Source organism: Moraxella bovoculi, assembly GCF_000988745.2.
Taxonomy (GTDB): domain Bacteria; phylum Pseudomonadota; class Gammaproteobacteria; order Pseudomonadales; family Moraxellaceae; genus Moraxella; species Moraxella bovoculi.
Map to the genome: position 1 here is coordinate 1,231,156 of NZ_CP011381.2, position 13,511 is coordinate 1,244,666.

Here is a 13,511-nt window from a genome sequence, read left to right on the forward strand (position 1 = left end):
TGCGGTTAGGGTTAACTAAATATGCTCTTTATCCAAGCACCGATTGATTGAATCTGTGGCAGACACACCTGATGTGCCATAGGATAGCTGTTAAATGTTGGCTTTAGTCCCAATTCCTCTAATTGCGCCTTGGCATTCACACCCAGAACCTTTGGCACCACATCATCATAATCTCCGTGGTCGATTTTCACACTGATATCGAGATTAGTCGAGACCTCCTGAATGCTATCTTTGGTGGCAAAATATGTCGATAACGCCAATAGTCCACCGAGCTTATGCTTGGACGTTAGCACAGTATGATACGCCACCGCGCCACCTTGTGAGAATCCTGCGATGATGATGTTCTGACTTGGCACACCTGATACTATCTCACGCTCGATGAGCTTCTCGATGGCGCGCGCCGATGCTTCAATCTGTGTCACATCCACCTTTCTATCTAGGCTCATCTCAAGAATATCATACCACGCAGGCATGACATAGCCGCCATTGACCGTGACAGGAATTCTAGGTGCGTGCGGAAAAACAAAGCGCACCGCCAAATCTCCCAACCCAAGTTCAGGCACGATAGGCTCAAAATCATTTCCGCTCGCGCCAAGCCCATGCAACCAAATCACGGTATGATTGACCGGCAAATTCTTGGGATTATGCTCTACGATCACACAGTCAAGCAATGCATCATTATTAATCAATTCACTCATTGTTATCACCCTCAATTAAAATTGACTTATCATAACACAAACACCCAACGAGATAAATCATAAGCCACCTGCAAAATCACACACCTTTTACATTTTCTTTGCCAAAATAAGCTCAAAAACCATTATAATAAGTGCATTTTTTGACTTTAATCGAATCATAGAGAGTATATCATGCAGTGGAAAGGCCGCAGGCAAAGTAACAACATCGAGGATCGCCGTGGCGGCGGTGGCGCACGTAAAGTGGGCGGTGTTAGTATTTTTAGCTTAATCTTGGCGCTTATCGTGTGGAAAGTTTTTGGTATCAGTCCTGAGACTACCCTTGGCGTCACCGAACAAATCACCCAAAACAACCAAAGCACCCAAGAGACCGCTGATCAAGCCGAGACTCGAGAGTTTGTGGCGACAGTATTGGCAGACACCGAAGATGTCTGGACGCCAATTTTCGCGCAGCTAGGCGGTACTTATCAGGCGCCTAAGCTTGTCATGTTCAGCGGCTCGGTGCAGTCAGCCTGCGGTTCAGCGACATCAGCAAGCGGCCCCTTCTACTGCCCTGCCGATCAAAAAGTCTATCTTGACACCAGTTTCTTTAAGGCGATGCGCACACAGATGGGCATCTCTGGCGAGAAGAACAGCAGCGAGCTGACTCGCCAAGACCAAGCCGCAGACTTCGCACAGGCTTATGTGATCGCGCATGAAGTTGGTCACCATGTTCAGACTCTGCTAGGCATCTCAACAGAAGTGCGCCGCGCCCAAGCTAATGCCAGTGAAGCCACCGCCAACAATCTATCCGTTCGCCAAGAACTACAAGCGGACTGCTTTGCTGGTCTGTGGGCAAGGCATAACCACGAACGCACTCAATTCCTAGAAAAAGGCGACATCGAAGAGGCGTTAGATGCCGCTGAGAAGATCGGTGATGACTATCTACAGCACAAATCGCACGGCCATACCGTCCCTGATAGCTTCACACATGGTACAAGTGCTCAGCGTCAGCGCTGGTTCTACCGCGGTTTTGAGACTGGCGACATCAAACAATGCGACACCTTCGCCACGCGCGAATTATAATTAACAATACCCCACTTTGGGGTATTTTATTATGGCTGCTATCATGACAAACACATTCACCTTATCCGACGAATTAACCGAACTACTAACTCAATTCCTAAGACAACGCACCACCAGAGCGATACACATTGATCCTGATGTACTGGGCTATCGCTGGGTGGGCGGCGAATCTGGTCAATTAAGTCCGCTAGACGTGTCATTCCATCAAGATCTTGATGACCTGCTTGGTATCGACACCCAAAAACAAAAACTCATCGCCAACACACATCAATTCCTATCAGGACTGCCTGCCAACCACGTACTCATGACGGGCTCAAGAGGTGCGGGCAAATCATCACTCATTCGCGCCCTACTAAAGCAATACCACACCCAAGGGCTTCGCATCATCGAGGTGGCGCGTGATGACCTATTGCATCTTGATAAAATTCGCACCGCCATTAAAGCTTCACAATCACAGGGCAACACCAACCGCTATATCGTGTACTGTGATGATTTGGCATTCAACGCCCAAGATGAGAATTATCGCACCCTAAAGAGCGTACTAGATGGCGCGCTTGATAGCGAGCAAGATCGCCTGCTCGTCTATGCCACCAGCAACCGCCGCCACCTACTGCCACAAATGATGAAGGACAACGTAAACATCTATAACGGTCAGACAGATGAGGTGAATCCTTATGAGACCATCGATGAGACGGTATCATTATCAGATCGCTTTGGTCTGTGGCTGTCATTTTATCCGATGAATCAAGAGCTATACCTTGATATCGTGGCAGGCTATCTCAGTAAAGAAGACATCAACATGGACGATACAGCACGCCAAGAAGCGCTAAAATGGGCGAGCACACGCGGCGGTCGTTCTGGGCGTATCGCTCATCAGTTCAGCCGTCATTGGATCGGTCAGCTAAAGCTTAATTCAAGCACTTAGTTAAACACAAAAAATAAAGGCGATCATTGTCACCTTTATTTTTTATTTCTGACAGTGTGATTATCGACACGCTAAGCATACGCATATCGCCAGTACATCATCACGATAAGTTCGAAGCCTGTACCAGTACACGCGTATAGTCTTCTTTTGGCGCGTTAAATATCTGCTCTGCCGTACCCATCTCAACCACCTCGCCATGACTCATGACGATGACTCGGTCGGATAATGCCTTCACCACCGATAGATCATGGCTGATGAATATGTAGCTTAGTCCGTATTTACGCTGTAAGTCGTTCAATAGCTCAACAACAGTAATCTGAGTTGAACGGTCAAGCGCAGAGGTCGGCTCATCTAAGAGCACAAACCTCGGTTCAAGAATAATCGCTCGCGCAATCGCGATACGCTGACGCTGACCGCCAGAGAATTCATGCGGATAGCGATTAATCATGTTCGGTGAGAGATTTACCTCTTTTAGCATCTGCATGACACGCTGGCGACGCTCATCCTTACTCATGTGCGGATAATGCACCGTCAGACCCTCACCGATAATCTCACCCACCGTCAGACGTGGTGATAGTGAATTAAATGGGTCTTGAAACACCATTTGCATGTCTTTTTTGAGCAGCTTGCGCTCAGCATCATCCATCCGATTAATCTGTTTTCCATCAAAGCTGATTTTACCACGCGACTCGATGATTTGCATGATGGCACGACCCAGTGTTGATTTGCCCGAGCCTGACTCACCAACGATACCCAGAGTCTCGCCTACTCTTAAGTTAAGTGAGATACCTTTCACCGCGTTGAATACCTGGGTTGGCTTACCAAAGAAACTACGCTTAATTACATAATCAACCTCAACATCATCAGCTGTGATGAGATTAGGCACATCCTCGCCTGGTGATTGTTTCTGGCTTTCAGGAATCGGAGTAAGCAACTCCACAGTATAAGGATGCTGCGGATTATTAAAGACCTGTTCGGTATTACCACGTTCGATGATCACACCATGCTGCATGACGCACACGTCATCGCTGTATCGCTTAACCAAGCGTAGATCATGAGAGATGAGGATAATTGCCATGCCCATGTCTCGCTGCAGCTCACGCATCAGATCCAAGATCTCTGCCTGCGTGGTGACATCCAGCGCTGTGGTTGGCTCATCTGCAATCAGCAGATCAGGCTTATTAATAATTGCCATCGCAATCATGATGCGCTGCAGCTGACCGCCCGAGAATTCATGCGGATAGCTGTTTAATTTTTTATCTGCATTTGGGATTTTGACACGCTGTAGTGTCTCTAGTGCCATTTGGACTGCCTGAGACTTGCTGATGCTTGGATTATGAATACTAATCGCTTCAGCGACTTGCTGCCCGATTTTCATGTATGGATTTAGCGATGTCATCGGCTCTTGGAAAATCACGCCAATACGCTTACCGCGAATCGTACGCATCTGCTGATCTGAGAATGATAGAATCTCATGACCTTCAAAGACAATCGATGAATCATCGCCATATTTTACGATATTCTTTGGCAGCAGCTGCATGATCGCCATCGATGTGACCGATTTACCAGAGCCTGACTCGCCCACGATGGCAAGCGTACGCCCGCGCTCAACCGAGAACGATGATGATTTGACCGCATGCACGAGATCTTCGTCTGTTTTTAAATAAACATCCAGATTCTTAACTTCTAATAATGTCATCGTTATGTCCTATTTATCCTTTGGATCCAATGCATCGCGCAGACCATCGCCGATGAAGTTAAAACAAAACAAAGTAACCACCAAGAACACCGATGGAACCAGCAGCTGCCAAGGCGCTACCTGCATGTTTTGCGCACCTTCTTGAAGCATTGCGCCCCAGCTTGTCATCGGCTCTTGTACGCCCAAACCTAGAAAGCTTAAGAATGACTCAAACAAAATCATACCTGGCACGATCAAAGAAGCGTAGACCACAACCACGCCAAGCACGTTCGGGACGATATGACGCATGATGATTTTCCAGTTTGATACACCTGTCACGTGCGCCGCTTCGATGAATTCCTTGTTTTTTAGGCTTAGAGTTTGACCGCGCACCATACGAGCCACATCAAGCCATGACACCAATCCAATCGCCACAAAAATCAAAAAGATATTACGACCAAATAATGTCACCAAAAGAATGACAAAAAACATGAATGGGAATGCACTTAATACTTCCAAAAAACGCATCATGAGCATGTCGACCTTGCCGCCTGCATAGCCAGAGATAGCGCCATACACCGTACCGATCAGCACAGCAACAAAGGCACCCGCGATGCCCACCATCAACGAAATACGACCACCTATCGCAACACGCACAAGCAAGTCGCGACCCAATGTATCCGTGCCAAAGTAATGCCCTGTCGCCATCGATGGTGCTGACTGCATGTTCGCCCAGTCCGTATCAGCATAGCCAAATGGCATCAGCATCGGCGCAATGGTCACAAAAATAGTAATCAACACTAAGATAATAATGCTAGCAATCGCCGCCTTATTACGGCGAAAGCGTCGCCATGCGTCCTGCCATAGGCTGCGACCTTTGATGTCAGTTGGTGCAGTTTGTATTGTGTTTGTAGTTACAGACATAAAACAATCCTTATTAGTACTTGATTTTTGGGTCAATCAGGGTGTACAAGATATCCACGATCGCGTTGAACACAATCGTCAGTACACCCACCAAAATCGTCAAACTCAGCACCAAACTATAATCACGGTTCAATGCACCCTCCACAAACAACCGACCAATCCCCGGCAAGCCAAAAATCGTCTCAATCACGATCGAGCCTGTGATGATACCTACAAATGCAGGACCAAGGAATGAGATCACTGGCAACATCGCAGGACGAAGTGCATGCTTGAACACGATGTGCGATGTCGGCAATCCTTTGGCACGCGCGGTACGAATGAATGAGCTGTTCATCACCTCAATCATCGAGCCACGCGTCACACGAGCGATGCTGGACGCATACGAGAGCGCGAGTGTGCCAACAGGTAGGATGAGGTATTTTAATGCGCCATCATTCCAACCACCTGCAGGCAGCCATTTTAAGGTCACCGCAAAGATTAACACCAGTAGTGGCGCCTTCACAAAGCTTGGCATCACAACACCAGTCATCGCCACCGTCATGAGCGAATAATCAAAAAAGCTGTTCTGCTTCAAGGCAGCAATCACCCCAAGCGTCACACCAACCAACAGCGCAATAATGAACGCATATAGACCAATCTCAACAGATACCGGCAAAGAGTCAGCAAGCAGCGAATTGATGGTGTGATCCTTGTATTTAAAAGATGGACCAAAATCACCTTGAGCCAGCTGCTTTAGATAATTGAAATACTGTAGCCACATGGGGTCATTAAGATTGTATTTGGCTTCGATGTTCGCCAAAACCGCAGGAGGAAGGTTACGTTCGCCCGTAAAAGGACTGCCCGGCGCCAATCTCATCATAAAAAACGAGATCGTAATCAAAAATAGCATGGTGGGGATCGCTTCAAGCGCACGTTTAAAAATCAACTTGAACATAAAAACCTCGTGTTTTGCACATCCGCATTAGACACTTGTCATCCAGACAAGAATTCCTTGGATACACTCCTTTATGATAGATTAGGGAAATCCACCAAATCCTTAATAGTAACGCACAACAAATAAGACAGCTGTGTTACTAATTTGTAAATTTCTGGTATTATACATGATTCGAATTAGTTTGTGTTAAAATTTGTCTGTATCAATTTATCAAACAAAGCATTTATTCAAAATCTTAATAAATCCATCATAAAATCAAATATCATCAATCACTTATTATGATCTGTACCACAAATAAAAAACACATACTAATTTAGTATGTGTTTTTGGTACCAATCCTAAGCACTTAGTTTAAGATTGGTAAACTTTGATTAATGCTTCAAGATTTTTAGGTCTTTTACTTTCCACTGACCTTGCGGGTCATTGGTCGAAAATCCTGATACGTAAGGCTTAACCAGACGCGGTGCAACGTATTGATAAACAAAGATGGCCGCCGCTTCTTTATCCAGCACTTCTTCAGCTTGACGGTACAATTCAGCACGCTGCCCAGGTGTCACATCTGCGCCCAATGTCTGCGCCATGATAGCATCAAATGCAGGGCTGTTGAATTTACCATAGTTGTTAGAATCTGTCGATAGGAACGTATTTAAGAATGAAGACGCTTCGTTATAGTCAGCGCACCAGCCACCACGAGACACTTGATACTTCTGAGTTCTGCGTGTGTCTAGGTAGGTTTTCCATTCTTGGTTTGCCAGCGTCACATCCACGAATCCAAGCGCATCTTTCCAGAACGATGCTGCTGCCACCGCCAACGTCTTATGCTGCTCATTGGTGTTATACAGTAGTTCGAATTTTAGAGGATTTGATTCACTATAGCCTGCTTCGTTCAGAAGTTTCTTCGCTTCTTCGATACGCTTGTCTTTGTCCCATGATTTCCACTCTGGCGTATAATTCTTGATGCCATTGATGGCTTCAGGGGTGAATTGGTAGGCGACTTTTTGACCTTGACCTAGAATCTTATCCACGATGGTGTCACGATCTAGCACCAACGACAGTGCACGGCGGACACGCACGTCGTCGAACGGTGCTTTGGTTTGGTTAAATTCATAATAGTAGGTACATAATTTTGGTGAAACTTTTACTTCATCGCCCAGCTCGCTTTGTAGCTGCTTGAATTGTGTTGGTGGCAATGCCTCAGCCGTGATATCAACTTCACCCGCCTTATAGCGCTGTACGTCAGTCGTATTAGAACCGATCACCAATAGGGTAACTTTGTTGATGGTGGTATTGGCATCATCATAGTAGTTCGGGTTACGCTCAAGCACGATGCGCTCATTCACCTGCCACTCTTTTAGGGTGTATGGACCATTACCCACAAAGTTACCCACGCGTGTCCATTGATCGCCCAGCGCTTCGATGACTTTTTGGTTTACAGGTTTTACTGAAGTGTGGAACAGCGCGTTTGGGAAATAAGGCACAGGCTCAGCCAAGGTGATTTCTAGCGTCTTATCATCGATCGCCTTTACGCCTAGTGTGTCAGGTTTTACTTTACCATCGACGATGTCTTGGGCGTTAATGACTTTTAGACCAGCCAGATAGGTTGCGTATGGAGACGCTGTGGCAGGATCCACCACACGGCGGAAACTATAAACAAAATCGTGCGCAGTCACAGGATCGCCATTTGACCATTTAGCATCACGAAGTTTGAATACCCATACTTTATTGTCCTCAGATGACCATTCTGTCGCCATCCCTGGCACGGTGTTACCTTCTGTATCGGTGGTGATTAGACCAACCAACATCTGACGTATAATATTCGACTCTGGAACGCCGCTTACCTTGTGCGGATCTAGAGATTCAGGTTCTGCGGAATTGTTGATAACAATTTCCTGCTTCTCTGCTAGGTCGCCTGCAGCCGGTGCGGCAGCATCCTGTTTATTCGCTTCGGTGGTGGTCGCAGTCTTGTCATCACCGCCACATCCTACTAATGCAGCACCCAAAGCAAGCAGTAGCGCTGATGGCATAAATTTGGTATTCATAGAAATGTCCTTATGATGGGAAATAATTAACAGCCATTAACTTGGCAGATCGCCTAAATGACTAGACAATATATAACCGTAGAACCTGATAAAAGTCAAGAGTTTTGTTACACTTTTATGAAAATAAGTTGAGATTTTACATTTATTTAGTTGTGGTTTGATTGCCATACGTATTTTATTCATACCAATAAAAAAACACACCTTAAATAAGGTGTGTTTTTTTATTAATGATTACGCGTCGTACGGATCTCTAAGTACGATGGTCTCATCACGGTCAGGGCCGGTTGAGATGATGTCTACAGGGCAGCCCACCAATTCTTCGATGCGCTTGATGTAGATTTTGGCATTCTCTGGCAGATCTTCAAACTTAGTGATGCCAATGGTTGACTCGCTCCAACCCGCCAATGTCTCATAAGTTGGTTCTACTTTTTCATAGAATTCTGCATCGTATGCACCTGCGCACTCGCCTGCGGGTACTTTGTATTCGGTCGCAATCTTAATCTCATCAAGACCATCCAGTACATCAAGCTTGGTCAAGCAGATGCCAGACATTGAGTTTAGCACCACCGCACGACGCAGGCTAACAGCATCGAACCAGCCACAGCGACGGGCACGACCCGTGGTTGCACCAAATTCATGACCCACTTTAGCCAGATGTTCACCCACTTCACAGAACAGCTCAGTTGGGAAAGGACCTGAACCCACGCGCGTGGTATACGCCTTAGTGATGCCCAGTACATAATCAAAGTACAATGGACCCAAGCCTGTGCCTGTCGCCACGCCACCTGCGGTCGTGTTCGAGCTGGTTACGAACGGGTAGGTGCCGTGATCGATGTCAAGTAGCGTGCCTTGAGCACCTTCAAACATTAGGTTCTCACCCGCTTGACGGCGAGTCTCTAGCTCTTCAGTCACATCGACAACCAAATCTCTTAGCTCTTTTGCCCATAGCTGACATAGCTCAAGCGTCGCATCATAATCGATAGCATCAACCTTGTAGTATTGAGTCAGCGCAAAATTATGATATTCCAAAATCGCTTCTAACTTTTGTGGTAGGTCGCTACGGAATAGGTCGGCTACTTTCAGCGCACGGCGAGCCACTTTATCCTCATAGGCAGGACCAATACCACGACCTGTGGTACCGATCTTAGCATTGCCGCGTTTGATTTCACGCGCCTGATCAAGTGCAGTGTGATAAGGCATGATCAGCGGACAAGCAGCAGAGATGCGCAGACGCTCGCGTACAGGTACACCTTTATCGATTAGACCGTTCATTTCTTTTAGTAATGCATCCGGTGCCAATACCACGCCATTACCGATGAAGCAAGTCACGCCCTCGCGCAAGATGCCAGATGGAATAAGATGCAATACCGTCTTCTCACCGCCCACGACCAATGTGTGACCTGCATTATGACCACCTTGGTAACGCGCTACTGCGGTTGCTTTTTCAGTCAGTAGATCGACGATCTTACCTTTGCCTTCATCACCCCATTGGCTGCCTAAGACAACGACATTCTTACCCATGATAATTCCTCATTTAACAATTAATTTTCAAATTAGCGACAAATCAAAATCAGTCATCACTGACCAATCGAACAGCCCAACCATCAGCATCATCAAGATGCAACACGCCATCAATCTGGGCAGGTCTGTCATCAACGGATAGTGGCTTGATAACAACACACCCTTCATCTTGCAAGGTTTTGATTTGTATGGTTAGATCTTCTTTTTGGGTCTCGGTGCTATTCGTTAGATCTTCATAGTCCACCACAATGATGGTGTCTTCTTGGAGTTCAACGAATTCAAGCAAGCGGTTAATATCCATACTAAAGCCACTCGCCTGTCGTCCTACCGTCGCACAAAAACGTCCGCCACGAACCAAAGGCTGCGTCTGCGTGGTAGATGATTGATTCAGATATACATTAAATACAATACCGGTATGATAGTGATAACCAGACAGCTCAGTCACGTCAAGACTCACCGTCATGCCAAGCGCTCTTATGTGCGCACCTAGTGCCGCCAGATCCCTAGCTGCATCGATGATGATCGGATCGTTCTGAGCTTTTTTGGAGAGTTTTACCAATAGATTATTGGCGTCTGGTGTCGCATCTTGAGCCAGATTATGCTTAGCAAGTACCAAAAAATCAGCGCCATCTGGCATGTCAGCACAGAACGCTTGAAGCGCTGGCAAGTCTTTTTTGTTATACAGCGCCATCAACTGATCACAAGCTGCCTCATCCAAGCCGTGCAGCCGCGTTAAGCTCTCAAAGATCGCCACATGACCCACATCCACATGAAGATCACGGCGACTCATACCAATCTCATCTGTCAAGGCAGTGATAAGCTCCAACAAAGACAGCTCCGCACCAACATCGCCCACCCCAAAAATCTCAGCACCCAACTGTAGCGGTGTACGCAACCCGAACAATCCGTTCGGCAATGTCTTTAGTACTTGTCCGATATAGCAGTAACGCGCCACGCCTGTGCCATGCTGAGCATCAATGCGCGTGATCTGCGGTGTGATGTCCGCACGAACACCCATAGTACGTCCAGTCAGCTGATCAACAATCTTAAAGGTCTGGCGTTTTAGGTCTTCATCCGCCCCACCAAGCAGCGTCTCGGTGTATTCAATCAAAGGAGGCAACACAAGGCGATAGCCATGCGCCGTCAATACGAACAGTAACGCATCGCGCAGACTTTCTTGTTTTTGAGCATCTTTAAATAGAACATCTGCCACACCATCGGGCAGTAGCCAATTTTGAGCATGGGTTTGAAGACTGGTGGAAGCGGTGCAAGCAGGCACAAATCACCCCTAAAAGCATAAAAAATACAATAAAAATAGCAAGTCATTACTTGCCAAATTAAAATAGAGAAAAAACAAACGGTTTTATGTGGTTTTTTCGTGCTTAGTGTACCATTAAATCACGCCCACGACTAGGCTAAATTGCAAATTATTTTAAAAAACCATGAAAACCACCCAGCAAGAACACAGTCATGAATTTATAATGAAAGTTAGCTAAAATGTTGCTATAATATGGCAATTTTATCCAGCATCTAAGTTTTGGCGTGGATAAGCTTCAAACATCAAGCACACAAGGGGGCGACATGCCGAACAAGCACGATACTGACGACATCCTAGCCCCAGCTGCACCCACAACCAGACCAGAACCGCATCGACCTGACACCATCGAAAGCTATCTAAAAGTTCAAACCAGCGAACACGACATTCGCCCAACCGATGGCGAGCTGGATTTTGGTGAAGAAGATGAAGACGAAGAAGAACTGGTCTTATCGGACAATCAAGACAGCTACATCTACGGCGATGCTGACGCCACAGATGAAGACACCATCGAGACGATGACGGTGTATGACCCTGACGCTGATAGATTTGAAGACCTTGAAGATTCTGGCGACAATGAAACCATCATCTGCTATTCGTATTCTAGAAAAACAGGCGAACCCATCGAACAGCTCGCCATTGATGACGTCAGTCGCGCACTCACCAACAACAACCAATTCATCTGGCTAGGTCTCTACGATCCTAGCATTGAGACCGTTCAGGAAGTCAAGGATGCCTTCGACCTACACGAACTTGCCCTAGAAGACGCCCTTGCCGACCATCAGCGTCCAAAGGTAGAAAGCTATGGCCATGACATGATCTTCGTGGTGGTACGTACCGCAAAGCTAGAAGACAATCAAATCCGCTACGGCACAACCGCGATATTCATGGGTAAGAACTTCATCATCAGCATTCGCCGCGGTGCATCCAACTCATACACCCCTGTGCGAGAGCATTATCATCGCCGCCCTGAACGTCTTCGCTTAGGCCCGATTTTCGTACTGCACGCGATTTTGGACTTTATTGTCGATAACTATTTGCCGATCACCGACCGCTTGGGTAATTACCTGCGCGAACAAGAACGAAACATTTTTTCATCAGAATTTAGCCGTGACACGCTACGAAGCCTGTATGAATTAAAATCACAATTGGTTCACATGCGCGCAGTCATTCTGCCTGTACAAGACGTGTGTAATTTCTTTATTAACCACAAAAAAAACGAGCTGATCTCAGCCTTTCCTGCTGCTGCCCAGCCCTATTTTAGAGACGTGAACGACCACCTGTTACGCTCGCTGGATGCGGTAAACGGGCTTAACGAGATGCTGTCTGTCGCGATGAATACCTATACCACGATGGTTACCATGGGACAGAACGACGTGGTTAGAAAGCTGGCCGCATGGGCAGGTATCGCGGCTGTACCGACTGCCATGGCAGGCATCTATGGCATGAACTTTGAATTCATGCCTGAGCTGACATGGCGTTATGGTTACTTCGCTGTGATTGGGCTGATTTTGGCGATTTGTATGTTTTTATATTATAAATTTCGCAATGCAGGCTGGCTATAAGCATCAACACAAAGGGCGTCAAACGCCCTTTTTCTCGGTCAGATATTGCCAATACCGCCTTGGCAGCTGCGCGATGTGATGCTTAGGATTGATGCGCTCCTTGATGGTGACATGGCGAAAATATGCCTGCCACAGCCTTTGATATATCGGCTCGCGATCCGTGTGAATCACGGACGAATCTTCCAAGACCACTTCATCAATCTGCGCAATCTCACGCACGCCTGCCGTAGGCTCTGTATGGTCATAAAAAATCCCATAACCTCGCACCACATCGAAGATTAGCCAGCTCTGATCGGCAAAGCGCTTGGCAAAAAAATCACCTAGCAGCGGCAGCACATTAAAATCAGGATTCACCTTAGCCAGATACACCCCTTGGGTGGTATCTTCAAACCTTACGAACGCCTGCATGCGATGGCGTTCACGACCTACTTTTTTGACGGCGATTTGAACCGCTTGCACATCAGGATGTGCGAAATTGTGCATGACTTTCTTGTTGGGATTATCCAGCTGATACACCACAACACGAAACAGATGCGTATATATCTTGGCGCCTTCTGATAAAAATGCCCACACCACTTCTCGCAGCGGCAAAATTTGCTTAATCTTAATGAGAACGCGCGCCGCCTGATCTTCATTATTCTCAATCCAAATCTCATTCGCCAAGAAATTCGGCACATGATCAAAAGACGACACGATCGATAATGGCGATCTTGCCAATCGCTGCGCATACGCATAGAACACTGCTGACAGCCAGCCCTCGAAGCTACCATCAAATATCAGCACCGTCTCATCAGCAGATTCCATCAATGATGGTTGGGAATAAGGTGTCAATTGCATGGTTTGATGAGTT

11 protein-coding genes are annotated in these 13,511 nt (G+C 46.7%); 3 read left to right on the forward strand and 8 right to left on the reverse strand.

Annotation, left to right across the window (positions count from 1 at the left end; translation table 11 throughout):
* Positions 1-11 precede the first annotated feature (11 nt).
* On the reverse strand, positions 12-698 hold the full coding sequence (locus tag AAX10_RS05550; protein ID WP_046700083.1) for an alpha/beta hydrolase: 687 nt from the start codon (positions 696-698) through the stop codon (positions 12-14).
* Positions 699-869: 171 nt separating this feature from the next.
* Between AAX10_RS05550 and ypfJ the strand changes: the two genes are divergently transcribed.
* Both ypfJ and AAX10_RS05560 read left to right on the forward strand, forming a co-directional pair.
* Positions 870-1,760 carry a KPN_02809 family neutral zinc metallopeptidase gene (ypfJ, locus tag AAX10_RS05555; RefSeq protein ID WP_046698267.1) on the forward strand — a complete coding sequence of 297 codons (891 nt, stop codon included), beginning with the start codon at positions 870-872 and terminating at the stop codon, positions 1,758-1,760.
* A 43-nt stretch (positions 1,761-1,803) separates the two neighbouring features.
* The gene (locus AAX10_RS05560; RefSeq protein ID WP_046700084.1) at positions 1,804-2,685 is read left to right on the forward strand and encodes an ATP-binding protein; all 882 of its coding nucleotides are present in this window, start codon (positions 1,804-1,806) and stop codon (positions 2,683-2,685) included.
* A 100-nt stretch (positions 2,686-2,785) separates the two neighbouring features.
* On the opposite strand, the gene AAX10_RS05565 is transcribed toward AAX10_RS05560, so the two are convergent.
* From AAX10_RS05565 to AAX10_RS05590, 6 genes are all read right to left on the reverse strand, one after another.
* A complete protein-coding gene (locus tag AAX10_RS05565) occupies positions 2,786-4,384 on the reverse strand; it encodes an ABC transporter ATP-binding protein (RefSeq protein ID WP_046700085.1) in 1,599 nt (532 codons plus the stop codon).
* Between the two features lie 9 nt (positions 4,385-4,393).
* Positions 4,394-5,287 (reverse strand): oligopeptide ABC transporter permease OppC, encoded by an 894-nt coding sequence (gene oppC, locus AAX10_RS05570; RefSeq protein WP_046698269.1) that lies wholly within the window; start codon positions 5,285-5,287, stop codon positions 4,394-4,396.
* A 13-nt stretch (positions 5,288-5,300) separates the two neighbouring features.
* The gene (oppB, locus tag AAX10_RS05575) at positions 5,301-6,221 is read right to left on the reverse strand and encodes an oligopeptide ABC transporter permease OppB (RefSeq protein ID WP_036366815.1); all 921 of its coding nucleotides are present in this window, start codon (positions 6,219-6,221) and stop codon (positions 5,301-5,303) included.
* 371 nt (positions 6,222-6,592) lie between these two features.
* Positions 6,593-8,260, reverse strand: coding sequence for an ABC transporter substrate-binding protein (locus AAX10_RS05580; RefSeq protein ID WP_046700086.1), 1,668 nt, complete (start codon positions 8,258-8,260; stop codon positions 6,593-6,595).
* Between the two features lie 231 nt (positions 8,261-8,491).
* Positions 8,492-9,781 carry an adenylosuccinate synthase gene (locus AAX10_RS05585; protein ID WP_046700087.1) on the reverse strand — a complete coding sequence of 430 codons (1,290 nt, stop codon included), beginning with the start codon at positions 9,779-9,781 and terminating at the stop codon, positions 8,492-8,494.
* 49 nt (positions 9,782-9,830) lie between these two features.
* Positions 9,831-11,060 (reverse strand): ATP phosphoribosyltransferase regulatory subunit, encoded by a 1,230-nt coding sequence (locus tag AAX10_RS05590; RefSeq protein ID WP_046700088.1) that lies wholly within the window; start codon positions 11,058-11,060, stop codon positions 9,831-9,833.
* 263 nt (positions 11,061-11,323) lie between these two features.
* Between AAX10_RS05590 and corA the strand changes: the two genes are divergently transcribed.
* Positions 11,324-12,661, forward strand: coding sequence for a magnesium/cobalt transporter CorA (gene corA, locus AAX10_RS05595; RefSeq protein ID WP_370446592.1), 1,338 nt, complete (start codon positions 11,324-11,326; stop codon positions 12,659-12,661).
* Between the two features lie 18 nt (positions 12,662-12,679).
* Here the strand turns inward: corA and AAX10_RS05600 are convergent, their stop codons facing one another.
* Positions 12,680-13,492, reverse strand: coding sequence for a TIGR03915 family putative DNA repair protein (locus AAX10_RS05600; RefSeq protein ID WP_158580322.1), 813 nt, complete (start codon positions 13,490-13,492; stop codon positions 12,680-12,682).
* Positions 13,493-13,511: the final 19 nt, after the last annotated feature.